This is a genomic window from Nonomuraea jiangxiensis, assembly GCF_900099965.1.
Taxonomy (GTDB): domain Bacteria; phylum Actinomycetota; class Actinomycetes; order Streptosporangiales; family Streptosporangiaceae; genus Nonomuraea; species Nonomuraea jiangxiensis.
This window is the reverse complement of sequence record NZ_FNDJ01000002.1, coordinates 511,072-527,349: the sequence shown is the minus strand read 5'-3', so window position 1 is coordinate 527,349 and position 16,278 is coordinate 511,072. Positions and strand designations below refer to the sequence as shown.

The 16,278-nt window shown below is 70.2% G+C and carries 14 protein-coding genes and 1 pseudogene; 10 read left to right on the top strand and 5 right to left on the bottom strand.

Annotated elements, in window-relative coordinates:
• Positions 1–79 precede the first annotated feature (79 nt).
• Entirely contained in the window at positions 80–1,606 is a 1,527-nt protein-coding gene (locus BLS95_RS05670) for a WS/DGAT/MGAT family O-acyltransferase (RefSeq protein ID WP_090929766.1), read from the top strand.
• Here BLS95_RS05670 and BLS95_RS05665 read toward each other — a convergent pair.
• Positions 1,544–2,089, bottom strand: coding sequence for a TetR/AcrR family transcriptional regulator (locus tag BLS95_RS05665; RefSeq protein ID WP_090929765.1), 546 nt, complete (start codon positions 2,087–2,089; stop codon positions 1,544–1,546). The genes BLS95_RS05670 and BLS95_RS05665 overlap by 63 nt on opposite strands.
• A gap of 163 nt (positions 2,090–2,252) precedes the next feature.
• On the opposite strand from BLS95_RS05665, the gene BLS95_RS05660 reads away from it, so the two are divergent.
• Together BLS95_RS05660 and BLS95_RS05655 are read left to right on the top strand one after the other, a co-directional pair.
• Entirely contained in the window at positions 2,253–2,825 is a 573-nt protein-coding gene (locus tag BLS95_RS05660; RefSeq protein ID WP_090929764.1) for a TetR/AcrR family transcriptional regulator, read from the top strand.
• The gene (locus BLS95_RS05655) at positions 2,822–4,342 is read left to right on the top strand and encodes an MFS transporter (protein ID WP_090929763.1); all 1,521 of its coding nucleotides are present in this window, start codon (positions 2,822–2,824) and stop codon (positions 4,340–4,342) included. Before BLS95_RS05660 ends, BLS95_RS05655 begins: the two co-directional genes overlap by 4 nt.
• Positions 4,343–4,468: 126 nt before the next feature.
• On the opposite strand, the gene BLS95_RS05650 is transcribed toward BLS95_RS05655, so the two are convergent.
• Positions 4,469–4,894 (bottom strand): helix-turn-helix domain-containing protein, encoded by a 426-nt coding sequence (locus BLS95_RS05650; protein ID WP_090929762.1) that lies wholly within the window; start codon positions 4,892–4,894, stop codon positions 4,469–4,471.
• Between the two features lie 132 nt (positions 4,895–5,026).
• Here BLS95_RS05650 and BLS95_RS05645 point away from each other — a divergent pair.
• Positions 5,027–5,362, top strand: a pseudogene (locus BLS95_RS05645) (STAS domain-containing protein); the annotation flags it as partial.
• A 185-nt stretch (positions 5,363–5,547) separates the two neighbouring features.
• Here the strand turns inward: BLS95_RS05645 and BLS95_RS05640 are convergent.
• A complete protein-coding gene (locus tag BLS95_RS05640) occupies positions 5,548–6,477 on the bottom strand; it encodes an aldo/keto reductase (RefSeq protein WP_090929760.1) in 930 nt (309 codons plus the stop codon).
• A 48-nt stretch (positions 6,478–6,525) separates the two neighbouring features.
• Positions 6,526–7,536, bottom strand: coding sequence for a polyprenyl synthetase family protein (locus BLS95_RS05635; protein ID WP_245764860.1), 1,011 nt, complete (start codon positions 7,534–7,536; stop codon positions 6,526–6,528).
• A 532-nt stretch (positions 7,537–8,068) separates the two neighbouring features.
• Here BLS95_RS05635 and BLS95_RS05630 point away from each other — a divergent pair.
• Entirely contained in the window at positions 8,069–9,445 is a 1,377-nt protein-coding gene (locus tag BLS95_RS05630) for a cytochrome P450 (protein ID WP_090929758.1), read from the top strand.
• Positions 9,442–10,986, top strand: a complete 1,545-nt coding sequence (locus BLS95_RS05625; RefSeq protein WP_245764859.1) for a prenyltransferase/squalene oxidase repeat-containing protein — start codon at positions 9,442–9,444, stop codon at positions 10,984–10,986. Before BLS95_RS05630 ends, BLS95_RS05625 begins: the two co-directional genes overlap by 4 nt.
• Before the next feature lie 43 nt (positions 10,987–11,029).
• Here BLS95_RS05625 and BLS95_RS05620 read toward each other — a convergent pair whose 3' ends face one another.
• Positions 11,030–11,911 carry a terpene synthase family protein gene (locus BLS95_RS05620; protein ID WP_090929757.1) on the bottom strand — a complete coding sequence of 294 codons (882 nt, stop codon included), beginning with the start codon at positions 11,909–11,911 and terminating at the stop codon, positions 11,030–11,032.
• 421 nt (positions 11,912–12,332) lie between these two features.
• On the opposite strand from BLS95_RS05620, the gene BLS95_RS05615 reads away from it, so the two are divergent.
• From BLS95_RS05615 to BLS95_RS05600, 4 genes are read left to right on the top strand one after another with little or no spacing between them, the layout of a single operon-like run.
• Positions 12,333–14,681 carry a sensor histidine kinase gene (locus BLS95_RS05615; protein WP_090929756.1) on the top strand — a complete coding sequence of 783 codons (2,349 nt, stop codon included), beginning with the start codon at positions 12,333–12,335 and terminating at the stop codon, positions 14,679–14,681.
• Positions 14,678–15,091, top strand: coding sequence for a roadblock/LC7 domain-containing protein (locus BLS95_RS05610; RefSeq protein ID WP_090929755.1), 414 nt, complete (start codon positions 14,678–14,680; stop codon positions 15,089–15,091). The genes BLS95_RS05615 and BLS95_RS05610 overlap by 4 nt, the downstream gene beginning before the upstream one ends.
• Positions 15,088–15,465, top strand: a complete 378-nt coding sequence (locus tag BLS95_RS05605) for a DUF742 domain-containing protein (protein WP_090929754.1) — start codon at positions 15,088–15,090, stop codon at positions 15,463–15,465. The genes BLS95_RS05610 and BLS95_RS05605 overlap by 4 nt, the downstream gene beginning before the upstream one ends.
• Positions 15,446–16,033 (top strand): GTP-binding protein, encoded by a 588-nt coding sequence (locus BLS95_RS05600; RefSeq protein WP_090929753.1) that lies wholly within the window; start codon positions 15,446–15,448, stop codon positions 16,031–16,033. Before BLS95_RS05605 ends, BLS95_RS05600 begins: the two co-directional genes overlap by 20 nt.
• Positions 16,034–16,278 lie beyond the last annotated feature (245 nt).

The following is a 16,278-nucleotide window of genomic DNA, read 5'->3' as shown; positions in this document are numbered from 1 at the left end:
TCATCTGGAAGACTCTCGCGGAAACGTTCTGGAAATCCCCTTGTGTGATGCTCCCCGCATCATCGCAAAAGGAGAGCAGATGCGCCAGTTGACCGCACTCGACGCCCAGTTCCTCAACGTCGAATCGGCCACCACCGCCGCGCACGTCGCCGGGCTGGCGATCCTCGACCCCGCCGCCGGCACCGTCGACCGGCGGGCTCTGGCGGAGCTGCTGCTCGACCGGATGCACCTGTCCCCCGCGCTCAGCCTGCGGCTGGCCGAGGTGCCGCTGGGCCTGGACCACCCCTACTGGGCGGCCGACCCCTGCTTCGACCTCGACAACCACCTGTTCGAGATGACGTTGCCCGCGCCGGGCGACGACCGGCTGCTGGCCGAGGCCGTGGCGGAGCTGCACGCCCGCCGGCTCGACCGGGCCCACCCGCTGTGGGAGATGCACCTGATCAACGGGCTGGCGGGCGGCAGGGTGGCGGTCTACACGAAGGTGCACCATGCCGCGATCGACGGCGTCTCCGGCGCGGAGACCCTCGCCACGCTGCTCGACCTCACGCCCGACGGCCATCTCCGCCCGAAGTGCGGCCCGTCCAGGAAGAGCCGTGACGTCACCCAGGACCGTGTGCCGGCCGGTGACAAGGCGCGCGCCGAACCGCCGGGGCTGGCCGGGATGCTGGCCGGGGCCGCCATGCGGACGGCGACCCACCCCGTACGCGCGCTGCAGTCCGTGGTCAGGGCCGCCGAGGATCTGGACGCCATCCCCCTCGCGGCCGCCATCCCCGGGGCGCGGCTGATCGCCAGGGCCGCCCGCGTGGTGGCCCGCGACCGGCACGAGCGTCCCGAGTTACCCAGCCTGTCCGTCCCGCGCACCCCGCTCAACGGGCCGATCAGCGCCCGCCGCCGGCTGTCCTTCGGCTCGCTCCCGCTACCGGACGTCAGGCGGGTGGCCAGGACCAACGGCATCAGCGTCAACGACGTCGTGATGACCCTGTGCGCCTCGGCCCTGCGCTCGTGGCTGCGCGAGCGCGACGCGCTGCCGGCGGAGCCGCTGGTCGCGGCCGTGCCCGTCGCCGTCCGTACGGCCAGGGCCAGGGACCTGGTCGGCAACCAGTTCTCCGCCATGGTCGCCCCGATGCCCACGAACGTCCCCGATCCCAGGGAGCGCCTGCGGGCCGTCGGCACCGCCATGAGCCGGGCCAAGCGGCGGTTCGCGCTGGCCCCCGCGACGTGGCCGAGCGAGCTGTGCTCGATGCTGCCCGCGCCGGTCACCAGCCTGGTCACGCCGGCGATCTTCCGGCTGGCGGGGCTGGCGTTCCCGCCGATCAACCTGATCATCAGCAACGTGCCGGGCCCGCAGTTCCCGCTCTACCTGTGCGGCGGCAGGGTGCTGGCGTACTATCCGCTGTCCGTCCTGACCGACATGAGCGGCGGCCTGAACATCACCTGCTTCTCCTACGACGGCCGGCTCGACTTCGGCATCGTGGCCTGTCCCGAGCGCATGGACGACGTGTGGGGGCTGCTCGGCCACCTGCGCGCGGCGCTCGACGAGCTGCTAGACGAGCGAGTGGGCGATGAGCTCCGCGACGGCGTCAGGGTCGATCTGGTGGCCGGTTAGCTGGCAGAGGTTTTCCTGGTAGATCAGCACGGCGGCGAACATGGCCGCCGCCACCTCCAGCCTGGCGGCGCCCCCGCGCGCGCCGGGCAGCGCCAGCCCCAGCGCGACCCTGGTCCGCGCGGCCAGCTCGCGGTTGAGGCGCCCGAGCCGCTCCTTGACCGAGGTGTGCGTGTCGGCCTCCCTGAACAGGATGCGCCGCATCGCCGGTGAGGCCCGCAGCGGCAGCCGGCGCGCCAGCCGGGCCAGCGTGCCCGCCGGGTCGCCGGGCACCGCGTCGACGTCGCCCTCCTCCTCGACCGAGGTGCGCTCGTCCACGAGGGCGACCAGCACGTCGATCTTGCGCGGGAAGTAGTGGGAGATCAGCTCGCCGGGGACCTGGGCGAGCCGGGCGATGACCGCGGTCGGGGTGGCCGCGTAGCCGCCGCCGGCGAACAACTCCTCGGCCGCGTCCAGGATGCGCGTGCGCGCGTCACCGATCACCACAGCTCCGCACCCTAGCCGACCTGCGACTTCGCCGCCATGCCGGGAAAGCGAGAGCCCCCTCCCCACGCCCCGCACAAGAGCAAAGGGGCTCGGCCTGCCCCACCGCCGAGTCAATGATGTACCGTATGAGACATGATTGTCGCAAACGATACGGTGGTGTCCAATGCCGATGAGCCGTGAGCAGATCATGACCGCGGCGATCCAGCACCTCAACGAGAACCCGGCAGCCTCCATGGCCCAGCTCGCCGAGGCCGTCGGGATCAGCCGGGCGACGCTGCACCGCCAGTTCAGCAGCCGCGAGGAGCTGATGGTCGCCCTCGGCCACCGCGCGCACGAGCAGTGGCACCGGGCCCAGGTGAACGCCGGCATGGCCGAGGCGACCGGGTCGACGGACCCGTACGTGATCGACAAGGCCATGCACGCCCTCCTGCTGGGCCTCATCGAGGTGGCCGACGAGTACGGGTTCGGCCTGACCGAGACCGCCATGGCGTTCCATCCCGAGCTGAAGCACCGCTCGGACGAGCTGGAGGAGCGCGAGGTCGCCTTCTACGCCGCCGCGCAGCGCGCCGGCCTGCTCCGCGCCGACCTGCCCGTGCGCTGGGTGAGCAACACCGTCTACGGCCTGCTCGTGACCGTACGCGAGAGCCTCAGGCACGGCGACGTGGCCCGCCGGGACGTGCCCCGGCTGCTCCTGACCACCTTCCTGCAAGGCGCCGGACCTCGGAGGAGCTCATGACGATCACCGTCGATCCACCCGTCAGCGCGCGGCGCCGGTGGGCGGGCCTGGTCGTGCTGTCGGCCAGCGTGCTGCTCGTGGTCATGGACATGACCGTGCTCAACGTCGCCCTGCCGGCCATCACCGAGGACCTGCGGCCGGACTCGATCGAGCTGCTGTGGATGGTGGACGCGTACTCGCTGGTGGTGTCCGGGCTGCTGGTCACGGTCAGCGCGCTGGGCGACCGGTGGGGTCGCAAGCGGATGCTGCTGTGCGGGTTCGCGGTGTTCGGGCTGGCCTCGCTGGCGGTGCTGGCGGCCGACAGCGCGCCGGAGGTGATCGCCGTACGGGCGCTGCTCGGGGTGGGCGGCGCGATGATCATGCCGTCCACGCTGTCCATGATCCGGAACCTGTTCACCGACCCCGCCGAACGCGCCAGGGCCCTCGGCGTCTGGGCGGCGATGGCCGCGGTGGGGGCGGCGATGGGGCCGATCCTGGCCGGGTTCCTGCTGGAGCATTTCAGCTGGCGCTCAGCGTTCCTGGTGAACGTGCCCGTCATGGTGGTCGCGACGGTCGCCGGCCTGTTGCTGCTGCCGGAGTCCAGGAGCCCGCGGTCCGGCCGCTGGGACGCCCTGGGCACGGTGTTGTCGATGGTCGGCATGGTGGCGCTGGTGTACGCGGTCAAGAGCTTCGGCAAGCACGGCCTCGCCTCCCCCGGCGCCCTGGCGGCCACCGCGGTGGCGGCGCTGGCGCTGGGCTGGTTCGTGGTGCGGTGCCTGAAGAGGCCGGATCCGCTGCTGGAGATCCGGCTGTTCCGCAACGGCCCGTTCTCCGCCGGGGTGGTGACGGCGCTGACCACGTCGATCGCGATGGCGGCGGTGTTACTGCTACTGGCGCAGTGGATGCAGCTCGTACGCGGTGACTCGCCGCTGATGGCGGGCGTGCTGCTGCTGCCCGCCGCGCTGGCCGCGCTCGTCTCCTCGCCGCTGGCCCCGGTGCTGGCGGCCCGCGTCGGCGCCCGCGCGGTGCTGGCGGGCGGGCTGGCGGTGACCGCGCTCGGGTTCCTGGCGCTCCTGCTCGCGTCCGAGCCGCTGGGCTACCCGCCGGTCGCCGTCGCCCTGCTGCTCATCGGCCTCGGGAACGGCTCGCTGGCCATCGCCTCAGCGGTCATCATGTCGGGTACGCCCGCCGCCAAGTCCGGCAGCGCGGCGGCCATCGAAGAGACCAGCTACGAAGTGGGCGCGGCGCTGGGCGTGGCCGTCCTGGGCAGCCTGGCCGCCGCCGTCTACCGGGCCGAGCTGGGTCACGACGGCGTGGCGGCCGGTGCCGCCCGCGAGTCCCTGGGCGGGGCCGTGGACGTGGCCAGGGAGCTGGGACCGGCGGGCGGGCAACTGCTGGAGCAGGCCAAGGCCGCCTTCACCGACTCGCTGACCCTGACCAGCGGCGCGGGCGTCCTGCTGATGCTGGCGGGCGCGCTGACGGTGTGGCTGCTGACCCCCCGCGACCTCGACGTCTCCTCGACCACCACCGGCCACTGACCCCTGGCCTCGCCACCCAGCCCCGGCCTCGCCACCCAGCCCCGACTGCGACCCCCTGACCCGGCCACTGACCCCCGGCCGGGCCGCTCAGCCGCGGCCCCGGGTGGCCGGGGGGCCGCCGCCGGGCTACGGGTGGTCGGTGCCGGCGACCCGGGCGATGCGGGCCAGCCGGGCCAGGCCGGGCCGCGAGAGCACCTCGCCGATGTCATGCAGCGCGATGATCAGCTCCTCCACCCCGTCCAGCGGCATGTCCCGCTCCCTGTTGAGCAGGATCCCCCGGTATTCCTCCTGGGAGACGACCCGCCTCGGGAGCTCGATCCGGTCGTCCTCCGCGCGGAACAACACGGGGACGGAGGTGTCGAGGGCCAGCGCGAGGGCGGTCAGCTCGGCCGCCGTGAACAACCGCTGGCCGCGCTCGGCCTGGTGGACGGACTGTCTGCTCCAGGGCCTGTCCAGGTAACGCCCCAGGGCCTCCCCCAGCTCGGTCAGTGACAGCCGCCGCTCGGCCCGCAGGCGCGCGATCTGCCGTCCGATGGCCTCTTCGACGCGCATTACCCATCCCTCATTCACGTCATTCTATACGATGACAGCGACAGCTCTCGATTGACGGGGTGCTGTTTTATGACGTAGTGTAAAAGGGCATATTTCTCTGTCAATGCGACAAATGACAAGGTGAGGGGTGAAATGCGAGATATCGAGGTAGAGGTGGCCGGTCCCGTGGGCGACTGCGCCGTGATCAAGGTCGCCGGCGAAATCGACGTGTTCACCGCTCCCCAGCTCCGCGAGCACGTGCTCGACCTCGCGGCCAAAGGGGTCGTGCACATCGTCGCCGACATGGGCGCCGTGGAGTTTCTCGACTCGACCGGGCTCGGGGTGCTCGTCGGCGGCCTCAAGCGGCTGCGCATGCAGGAAGGTTCGCTCGCTCTCGCGAGGACCACGGACCGCATCCAGCGCATCCTCCGGATCACCGGGCTCTCCGCCGTGTTCCCCGGCAACCCCTCCGTCGCGGCCGCCATCGAGGCAAACCCGCACTGGGTGCGCACGCTGGAGCGCAAGGCGGGCGGCGTCGAGGAGTGGTGCCGGCAGAACAGCCTTTCCTGACCACCGCGTGGAGGCGGCCCCGGTCACCCGCGCGTCCGGTCGGATGAGCGCGGGGCCGGGCACACGACCGGTTCCGTAAGGGGCCGGGATCGTCCCCGGGCAGGTCAGGGGCGGGAGGCCTCGTCCAGGAGGGCGAGTTCGGCGGGGGTCAGGGACAGCGCCGTGGAGGCCATCAGCGCGTCCAGTTGCCGCAGGTCGCGCGCGCTGGCGAGCGGCGCGGTGATCGTCGGCTGGGCGGCGAGCCAGGCCAGCGCCACCGACGCGGGCGCGACCTCGTGCTCGGCCGCCATCTTGGCCAGCGCTTCCAGCGTCCTGGGTCCGTGCTCGGTCGCGAGATACGGGGCGGCCCGCTCGGCCCTGGGGCTGTCGACCTCCACCCCCGGCGCGTACTTGCCGGTCAGGAAGCCGCGGGCCAGCCCCGAGTACGGCGTGCTGGACAACCCCTCCCTGGCCACGACGTCCCGCAGGTCGCCCTCGTAGTCCCGCTCGACCAGGTTGTACGGCTGCTGCAACGCCACGTACTTGACCAGCCCCTCCTCACCGGAGATCCGCAGCGCCTCCGCCAGCCGCTCCGCGCTGTAGTTGGAGGCCCCGACGTGCCGGACCTTGCCCTCCCGCACCAGCGCGTCGAACGTGCTCAGCGTCTCCACCAGTGGCGTGTCCTGGTCGTCGACGTGGGCCCAGTAAAGGTCGATGTAGTCGGTACGCAGCCGCCGCAGCGAATCCTCCACCGCCGTCCGGATGGTGGCCGGGGCCAGCCCCTTCAGCCCTTCCAGCATGCCGACCTTGGTGGCCAGCACGATGGATTCGCGGTTGCCGCGCTCGGCCAGCCACTCACCGATGATGATCTCGGAGGTCGGCTCGCCGGTCGCCCAGTAGGGGTACACGTCCGCCGTGTCGAGGAAGTTCCCACCGCCTTCGACGTAGGCGTCCAGGACCGCGAACGCGGTCTCCTTGTCGGCCGTCCAGCCGAAGACGTTCGTGCCGAGGCCCAGGGGAAAGACGGACAGATCCGTCGTGCCGATCGATCGCATCCCCCCATTATCGGTTCACCCGAAAAGACCGTGACGCGGGCCCCTATCTCAGGTGATCCGGTCCACCAGGGAATGGCACAACGCCCGCAGCTCCGTGGCCCCCGGCAGGCACTCGTCCATGACCCTCAACGCCGTCGTCAGGTAGTGGTCCGCCATGGCCTGCGCCGCCGCCCGGCCGCCCGCGTCCGTCACGAGATCGGCCGCCCGCCGCGCCGAGTCGTCGTCCACCACGCCGGCGACGAGCACGGCGGACAGCTCCTTAGCGGCGGAACCGCCCGAGGCGAGGGCCGCCAGCACCGGCAACGTCTTCTTGTCGCGGCGCAGATCGCTGTGCACCGGCTTGCCCGTGAGGCCGGGATCGCCCCAGATGCCGAGCATGTCGTCCACGATCTGGAACGCCACCCCCAGGTCCCGCCCCATGTCCCACATCCGGTCCGCCAGCTCGGGCGAGCCGCCCAGGACCACCCCCACCGCCGCCGAGGCCCCCAGCAGCCCGCCGGTCTTGCCGGCGGCCATCGTGGTGTACTCCTCCACGGTGACCCGGTTGGCCCCGCGCCAGGGCCGCTCCTCGAACGCCATGTCCGCCGTCTGCCCCTGGACCAGCTCCACCAGGGCCGCCGACAGGTATTTCATCGCCTCGGGCCACCCGGCCAGCCGGCTGACCGCCAGGGCCAGCAGCGCATCCCCGGCCAGCAGCGCGGGCCCCACCCCGTACGCCTTCCACAACGCATCGCGGTGCCTGCGGCGCTCGTCGTTGTCGATGATGTCGTCGTGCACCAGCGAGAACGCGTGCACCAACTCCACCGCCACGGCCCCCGGCAGCGCCAGCTCCGCCGTGCCGCCGACGGCCTCCGCGCTGAGCATGGTGATGGCGGGGCGCAGGCCCTTGCCGCCGTCGCCGCCCTCGGGCCGGCCGTCCGCGTCCGACCAGCCCATCGCGAACGCGACCATCCTGCCGCTCCACGGGTGCAACCCCGAGACCGCCTCGCGGAGAGCGGGTTCGAGCAGCCGGCGACAGCGGACGAGCACGCCGGAGCCCGGCGCATGGCTGAGATTCAATAGGTGCTCCTACCCAGGTACGATCTTGAATCTACATGCACGAGCATGTGATACTCCACTGGAAGATTTACATTTGTGAGGGGTTGTCCGTAATTTGGTACGGACACCGTGGGCAACGGAGGATCAACTCGTGGCGACGGGCTGCGCTACCACCAGACCACTGCCGTTCCCCCGAAACCCGCTGAGCCGAGCGACCGTCCCCGGCTCTCTCCAGGGCCTTCCATCACCACCGCCGGCAACGCACGGGTGCGGGGTCGCGGGCGATGTCATCGCCGGCGCCGTCCGGTCACCCGCTCAGCGACGGGTCCCCGGCGCCGGCGGCCCGGAGCGGTGGCGAGCCGCCGGCCGGATTCCGGCCGGAGCGGCGCCGAACCCGGCCGCCATCAGCCCTCCACACACCAACAAAAGCGGCGGTCCCCCAAAATTTACCCGATCTTCACGGAAGTCAGCTTTTACCCGATAAGCCGCAAAGATCTAAAACATCCTCATCTTACTGTCCAGTAAGAAGTCATCCGGATCGGGGATCGCCGCCATGTTCAACGCCACGGGCACCACTGTGACCAGGCCGAAAGTCATACCCTTCTACCGGGCCATCCCCCGGCTGGTGAAAGACCCGGTCACCGAACTGGCCCGCATGGGCACCGAGGCCGGCGGGCGGGTCGTCCGGCTCGACCTCGGCCCCTTCCGCCCTTACCTGATTTCGCATCCGGACCACGTCCAGCAGGTGCTCAAGACGGACTGGGACAATTTCGTCCGCGCGGGCATGTTCTGGCAGCCGCTCCAGCGTCTGATCGGTCACAGCATCATGGGCGAGGGCGAGTCCTGGGCGTCCGCCCGGAAGATCCTCCAGCCGCTCTTCACCGCGCGCTACACGGCCTCACTGGCCGAGGACATGGCCGACATCATCGCCGAGCGCATCGTCGAGCTCGACGACTTCGCGCAAGCGGGCCGCCCGATCGACGTAGAGCACGAGATGACCTCGATCGTCAACCAGGCCGTCATCAAGGTGCTGTTCGGCGGCCGGATCACCCGTGAGACCGCCGAACGGCTGGCGCCCGAGTTCGCCACGTGCGCCAGCTCGATCGGCTTCCGCATGCTCTTCCCCTCCGCGCCGTACTCGATCAGGGTCCCGGGCGACCGGGCCTTCCTGCGAGCCACGAAGAAGATCCACGAGATCGTCTACCCCCTCATCGAGCGGGCGCAGCGCGAGAAGACCCAGAGCAAGGAGGTCGTCTCGGCGCTGCTCACGGTCAGGCTCGAGCAGGAGGGCAAGGCGGACGTGCGGCAGGTCCGCGACGACCTGGTGAACGTCTACGGCGCCGCCTCGGAGAACACGGCGATGTCGCTGCTCTGGCTGTGGTCCGTGCTGCACGACCACCCCGAGGTGAACGCCAGGCTGCAGGAGGAGATCCACCGTGTGGTGGGCGACGGCCCGGTACGGCCGTCGCACGTCCCCGAGATGCACTATCTCCGTATGGTCCTGCAGGAGCTCCTGCGCGTCTACCCGAGCGCCTGGGTCCTCCCGCGCCAGGCTGTGGCGGATACGGAGATCGGCGGCGTCCGGATCAAGGCCGGCTCGCAGGTGCTGGTCAGCCCGTACACCACCCACCGGCTGGAGGAGTTCTGGCCGCGGCCGACGGAGTTCGACCCCGAACGCTGGGCCGGCGACAAGACCGAGCGCAGGCACCGCTACTCGTTCATCCCCTTCGGCGCGGGTCCGCATGTCTGCATCGGCCAGCACCTGTTCTACGTCGAGGCGTCCTTGCTGATCGCCAACCTGTTCAGCAGGTACCGGCCGGCGCTGCCCTACCCGCAGAAGCTGACGCCCCTACGAGGGGGAGCCACCTTGCGGCCCAAGGAGAAGCTCTTCCTTCAGCTCCACCCGATCGAACGGAAGCGTGCGGCGTGAGCATCGGGGAATCGGTGGACATCACCGCGGAGGCGGGCGAACTTGTCACGAGCCTCATGCTCAAGCCGTGGGGACAGGTTTCGCCCTCGATCTACGAGACCGGCCGGCTGGTCTCGCTCACCCCCTGGCTGACCGGTCATCGGGAACGCATCGACTACCTGATCCGCACGCAGCGGCAAGACGGCGCCTGGGGTGCGCCCGACGGGTACGGCCTGGTGCCGACCTTGAGCGCCACCGAGGCCATCCTCGCCGTGCTGGCGCGCGGGGATCGGGACACGGACCACGAGCGCCTCTCCAGCGCGGCGGACCGCGGCCTGCGGGTGCTCGCCACCTGGCTCGGCAACCCGCTCGAACTGCCCGACATGCCGGCGATCGAGCACATCGTGCCCTCCCTCGTCGCCCGCATCAACCAGCACGTCGAGGGCTTACCCGACCAGGCGCCGATGCCGTTGCCCGAAGCCATGAGCTACGACACCCTCCACGTCGTCAGGTCGTGGCTCAAGTCCGGCATGGAGGTGCCGGAGAAGCTGGTGCACGCCCTGGAGATCGCGGGCGAAGAGGCCGCCGGCGCGCCCGGCATCCGGCCCACGCCCATCGGCAGCATCGGCGCCTCGCCCGCGGCGACCGCGGCCTGGCTGGGAGAGCACGGGGGAGGCGACGCGCACGAGCCGGCCCGCGGGCATCTGGAGGCGGTGGTCCGGTTACACGGCGGCCCCGTGCCCGTCGGGCTGCCCATCACCGTGTTCGAGCGAGGCTGGGTGCTGAGCTGGCTGCTCCGGGCGGGCGTGCCCATCGAAGTGCCGCCATGGATGGTGGCCGACATCAGAGCGGCCATAGGTCCAGCCGGCACACCCGCGGGGTCCGGGCTGCCCGCCGATGCCGACACGACGTCCGTGGCGCTGTACGCCCTGGCCCTGCTCGGCGCGCCGCACGAACCGGACAGCCTGTGGGGGTTCCGCTCCGGCACCCACTTCTCCACCTGGCCCGGTGAGCAGGGCATCTCGGTCAGCGTCAACGCGCACGTGCTGGACGCCTTCGGTGAGTACGTCCACCGCAGGCCCGACGCCGCACCCCGCTACAACGAGACCATCGCCGAACTGGCCGCCTGGATCCGCGACCGCCAGCGGCCGGACGGAAGCTGGACGGACCGGTGGCACGCGTCGCCGTACTACGCCACCGTCAGTTGCGCGCTGGCGCTCAACTCCTTCGGCGCGGACGTATCGGAGGAGGCGGTACGCGCGGCGGCCGAGTGGACGCTGGAGACCCAGCGGCCGGACGGCTCCTGGGGCCGCTGGGAGGGCACGGCCGAGGAGACCGCGTACGCGATGCAGATACTGCTGCTGACCCGAGGCCGCACGGATCCGCGGCGCATCCGTGCGGCGGAGCGGGGTCACGAGTACCTGGCACGCTCGACCGGCCGCGACCACCCTCCGCTCTGGCACGACAAGGACCTGTACGTTCCACTCGCCGTGACCCGCGCCGCGGTGATCGCCTCGTCGTACCTCATCCGGCAGGCCCGGGCGCAGACGGTCCAACTCTGATAATGAGCTTGCGCCTACCGTGAGGAGGGGGATGAACGAGCCCTCAGACGGTCCAGAAATCACCGCCGCCGAAGTAGAAGCCCCAGGTGGTCAGCATTTGGCGGCGAAGATCTTCGGACACACCCGGACAGGACTGCGCGAGCCGGTCCAGCACCAGGTCACATGCCTTGCGTTCTTCGGCGATCACTTCCAGCAGAGCATGCTCGTCGAGCCCGAGCATCTGTGCGTTCAGGTCCGCCCATTGGTGGTCCCGTTTGACGGTGCGCATGTCGTTGACCAGGCGCATGACCCGTTGAGTCGCATTGGCGGCGTCGATGATCGCCGGCAGGTGCTCGCGAGTGGCTTCCGGTTCGTCGGTGCTGATCAAACGGCACACCGCGACGCAGGTGGAGCCGAAGTTCGCCGCATTGCCCAGATACTCCTTCAGGGTGGGTGCGGCGGCGGTCTCCCTGGCCGTGGTCTTCCAATCCCATTCCCGCGCCATCGCATCGAGCATCGCGGCCACCTCGGTGCGCCATACCGGTCCCAGATGGTCGAACGCGGGCGCGGGAGCCAGGTCATCGCGGATGTGAGCGAGAAGCCGGGCCAGGGGCGTCCGTGGGTCGTGGCCGGCGATGACGTCCTTGCATTCCTCGACGATGGCCTGCACCTGGGATCGTTCTGTCGCGTCACGGTCGATGGCCGCGTCGAGTGGGAAGATCCACAACGCCAGCTGGGAGGGACTCCGCAGCACGTCCGGTTCATGGCGCGGGGTGCCGTAGACCATCATGTTCGCGATCTGATCAGGGGTGTGGGCGAACTCACCGGTGTCGAAGAGTTCGGGGTAGGACGCGGCAGTGCGGCGAAGGTCACGGGCACATTCCGCCGCGCGGGCGGACAGCGCACCGGAGGAAAGCTCGTCAGGGAGGGACGGCGAGGGGCTCATAACGGCTCCTGTCGATGTTCGGAATCAGTTCATGATCACACCACGACTGAGACGACACAACGCCGGCGGCGCCCACGGCACACCCCGCCCCGCACCCCGCGACCCGAGGCGCCCACCGCCCGCGCGGTCCTGCCGTGGCATCCCGGTCCACTGGTGTGAGTGTTCATGAAGCCGATATGCGAGGTCTTTGCGGCCGCTGAAATATCTGGGCAGGATCGGGCGCTTGCGAAGGATACCGGTTTCTGACGTATTTTGGGGCAAAATTGACTTATAGTGGTCAGAACCTGGCATATGTGGACTGGTGTTGCTTGAGAGGCACTTTGCGAGTGCGCTAGAGTCCCTTGATCGATACTCCATGCAACCTCGCCACACGTACGGTGTCCGGCGCACCAGATATGACTTTCACAGGGTGGGTACGAAAATGCGCTTCCGCAACACGGGGCTGCGGACCAAGATCACGGCTATGCTGCTCTCCCTGGCAGCCTTGTGGGTCTTCGCTGCGTGGGTCACCCTCCGTGAGGGCGTCAACCTCTTGTGGGTCTCCCAACTCGACTCCGCTGTAGCAACCCCCAGCGACCCAGTGCTCTACGGCCTGCAAAAAGAGCGCTGGCTTTCGGTTGTGAGGCTGAGCGAGAAGACCGCCCAATCTCGCAAAGAGCTCGAAACACAGCGTAAGCAGAACGACCGCGACATCTCCGCTTTCCAGGAGTCGTCCAGCGCCGGGCTGGTCAGCTGGGCGTTAGACGAGCAGGGCGAGAAACGGCTCGCCGACGTGCTCAAGCAGCTCGAATCGGTCAAGGAGATTCGCAAGGACGTCGACGCGGGCAGGCTTGGCCGCCTGGAGACGACGACCGAGTACAACGACGTCACTGACTCCATCTACGGCCTCTACGGGTCGATGGCGACGCTCGACGACAAGGACATCGCCAAAGACGTCCGCACCCTCGTCTCTCTGAGCCGCGCCAGGGAGCTCCTCACCCGGGAGGACGCGCTGCTTGCCGGCGCGCTCGCCGAGGGACGGCTGACTCCCGCCGACCAGGCCCTGTTCGGCCAGGCCGTGGGCGCCTGGCGGATCGTCGCCGGACAGGCCGCGAGCGAACTGCCCGATTCCGAAAGGGCCGCCTACGACAAGCTGACCAAGGCCCGGTCGTTCGTCCAGCTCCAGAACATGGAAGCGCAGGTCATGGAGCATGACCCGACCGCGCTGAACCTGCCGTTCACCGATGACGAGTGGAAGGCGGCGACCGAACGCTTCCTGGCCGACTTCAACGGCATGGTGCTCGGCGCGGGCGACCGCATGGTGGACCGGATCGTGCCCGTCGCCGTCAACGTGATCGTCCGGCTGGTCCTGGCCGGTGGTCTCGGGCTCATCGCGGTCATCGCCTCGATCATCCTGTCCATCACCACGGCCCGCGACCTGCTCGCCCAGCTCAAGAGGCTGCGCGACGCCGCCCACGACCTGTCCGACGACCGGCTGCCCGGCGTGGTCGAGCGCATCGGCCGCGGCGAGGAGGTGGACCTGGCCAAGGAGGCGCCCGCGCTGGACTTCGGTGACGACGAGATCGGCCAGGTGGGCCAGGCGTTCAACACCGTGCAGCGCACCGCGATCGGCGTCGCCGCCGAGCAGGCGGAGCTGCGCCGCAGTATCCGCGACATCCTGCTCAGCCTGGCCCGCCGGACGCAGGGCCTGGTGCACCGGCAGCTCACCGTGCTCGACGTGATGGAGCGCCGCGAGACCGATCCGGAGGAGCTGAAGGAGCTCTTCCGGCTGGACCACCTGGCCATCCGCATGCGGCGCAACGCCGAGAACCTCATCGTGCTCTCCGGCTCGGCCCCCGCCCGTACGTGGCGGCGCTCGGTCCCCATGGTCGACGTGGTCCGCGGCGCGCTGGCCGAGGTGGAGGACTACACCCGCGTCACGCTCATGCCGATGGGCGACGTGGTGCTCATCGGCCGGGCCGTCGGTGACGTCATCCACCTGCTCGCCGAGCTGATCGAGAACGCCGTCTCGTTCTCCCCGCCGTACACGAACGTGCAGGTCAGCGGCCAGCTCGTGGCCAACGGGTACGTGATCGAGATCGAGGACCGGGGCCTCGGCATGAAGCCCGAGGACCTCGACGCCGCCAACGAGCGCATCGCCGACCCGCCCGAGTTCCGCATCTCGGGCACCGCCCGGCTGGGCCTCTACGTGGTCAGCCAGCTCGCCAGGCGGCACGAGATCCAGGTGGTGCTCAAGGCGTCGCCGTACGGCGGCACCACGGTCGTGGTGCTGCTGCCGCAGGAGCTCGTACAGCTCGATCCCACGCCCGAGCATCAGGACGGCGGTGGCCAGGAGCAGTTGCCGCGCAGGCAGTCGGCGGTGGCCACGGCGACGCGGCCGGCCCCGGCGGAGAACGTACGCGCGCTCAAGCCCACCCGCTCCGGGCCACCCCCGGTGCCCGCGCCGAGCCCACCGCTCCCCCCGCAGCCGCGGGCCACGGAGCGCGGGCCCGAGCCCAGAACCGTGACCAACCAGCCGCCAGCTGAACCGGAGCAGGAGCCTGTGGCCGAGTTCACGCCGTCAGGACTGCCGCTCCGAGTGCCGCAGGCGAACCTGGCGCCAGCCCTGCGTGACGACATGCCCACGCAGCCCGATCTCGAGGAGGACGATGACGAGCGCTCCCCGGAGGAGATCCGCGCGATGATGGGATCTCTGCAGTCAGGCACTCGTCTTGGCCGCTCCCAGGCCGCCAAGATGATGGATGAGCAGTCGGGAGGTGGTGAGGCATGAGTCCGTCCGCGGGCGCCGATCTCAATTGGCTGCTCGACGACCTCGTCAATCGCGTCAAGGAGGCCGAGCACGCCATCGTCCTGTCCTCGGACGGCCTGCTGATGGCCTCCTCCGCCGGGCTGCAACGGACCGATGGCGAGCACCTGTCCGCCGTCGCCTCCGGCCTGCAGAGCCTGGCCAAGGGCGTCTCGGACCACGTCTCCGGCGGCGCGGTGCGGCAGACGGTCGTGGAGTGGAAGACCCAGTTCCTCATCGTGACCATGGCGGGCGAGCGGGCCTGCCTGGCGGTGCTGTGCGCGCAGAACGCCGACATCGGGCTGATCGCGTACGAGATGGCGATGATGGTCGCCCGGGTGGGCCAGTACCTCACCTCGGGAGCCCGCAACGAGGCCGCCAGGAGCGACCGGTGAGAGGCCGGGACGAGCACACAGACGAGCACTGGGTGGACCCGGAGATCATCCGGCCCTATGTGGTGACCCGGGGCCGCACCCAGCCGGCGCACGGCAGGTTCGACCTGATCTCCATGGCCCTGGCGGTGGGACCGGCGCCGGGACCGGACGCCGGGCTGGACCCGGAGCACATCAGGATCCTCCAGTTGTGCCGCGAACCGAAGTCCGTCGCCGAGATCGCCGCTTACCTCAACCTGCCGGCCGGCACGATCCGGGTGCTGCTCGGCGACCTGTTCGACCGCGAACTCGTCTCTGCCCAGGAACCACAAGCCGAGGTGGACATGCACGACATGAAGATGTACAGGGCGGTGCTCGATGGCCTTCGCTCGCTCTGAGCGTCCGCGCCTGCCCACCGCGATCAAGATCCTGGTCGCCGGAGGGTTCGGCGCGGGCAAGACGACGATGGTCGGCGCGGTCTCCGAGACCCGGCCGCTGCGGACCGAGGAGGTTCTGACCGACCGCGGGATCGGCGTCGACGACCTCACCTCGGTGGAGGCCAAGCGCACCACCACCGTGGCGATGGACTTCGGCCGGATCACCCTGGGCAACGACTACGTCCTGTACCTGTTCGGCACGCCGGGCCAGGAGCGGTTCTGGTTCGTGTGGGACGAGCTGGCGGAGGGCTCGCTGGGCGCCGTCATCCTGGCGGACACGCGGCGGCTGGCGGACTGCTTCCCGTCGGTCGACTACTTCGAGCGGCGCGGCACGCCGTTCGTGGTGGCGGTCAACTGCTTCGAGGGCGCTCCCACCTTCGAGCTGGACGAGGTCCGCCTGGCCCTCCAGCTCAGCCCCTCGATCCCGATCATCCTGTGCGACGCCAGGAAGCGCGAGTCGAGCCGGGAGGTGCTGATCGCCCTGGTCAAGCACTCGGCCCGGCTCCGCGCGGAACCGGTCGGCAGCTAGGCACCCGGGTGGGTCCGGGCGGCGAGCGAGACGCTCTCGCCCGGCCGCCCGTCCACCTCCACGTCGCGGCACCCCAACACCCACACCCCTGGCACAGGCCATAGAGCGCGGACCGCGCAACCTTCGTCGCCCGTCACCCCCGCCCCCGTGGACGTGATCGAGCCCCTGCTGGGCGACGCCCTGCCCGCCACGCGCCGCGAGGATGGGCGGCTTTAGCAGCCATGTTCGGATGCGTCTGCGGATCG

Excerpts from the sequence above, each read along its gene's own strand:
- BLS95_RS05600 (WP_090929753.1), top strand. The coding sequence starts at position 15,446 with ATGGCCTTCGCTCGCTCTGAGCGTCCGCGCCTGCCCACCGCGATCAAG.
- BLS95_RS05655 (WP_090929763.1), top strand. The coding sequence starts at position 2,822 with ATGACGATCACCGTCGATCCACCCGTCAGCGCGCGGCGCCGGTGGGCG.
- BLS95_RS05640 (WP_090929760.1), bottom strand. The coding sequence starts at position 6,477 with ATGCGATCGATCGGCACGACGGATCTGTCCGTCTTTCCCCTGGGCCTC.
- BLS95_RS05650 (WP_090929762.1), bottom strand. The coding sequence starts at position 4,894 with ATGCGCGTCGAAGAGGCCATCGGACGGCAGATCGCGCGCCTGCGGGCC.
- BLS95_RS05620 (WP_090929757.1), bottom strand. The coding sequence starts at position 11,911 with ATGAGCCCCTCGCCGTCCCTCCCTGACGAGCTTTCCTCCGGTGCGCTG.
- BLS95_RS05660 (WP_090929764.1), top strand. The coding sequence starts at position 2,253 with ATGCCGATGAGCCGTGAGCAGATCATGACCGCGGCGATCCAGCACCTC.
- BLS95_RS05630 (WP_090929758.1), top strand. The coding sequence starts at position 8,069 with ATGTTCAACGCCACGGGCACCACTGTGACCAGGCCGAAAGTCATACCC.
- BLS95_RS05615 (WP_090929756.1), top strand. The coding sequence starts at position 12,333 with ATGCGCTTCCGCAACACGGGGCTGCGGACCAAGATCACGGCTATGCTG.
- BLS95_RS05610 (WP_090929755.1), top strand. The coding sequence starts at position 14,678 with ATGAGTCCGTCCGCGGGCGCCGATCTCAATTGGCTGCTCGACGACCTC.
- BLS95_RS05670 (WP_090929766.1), top strand. The coding sequence starts at position 80 with ATGCGCCAGTTGACCGCACTCGACGCCCAGTTCCTCAACGTCGAATCG.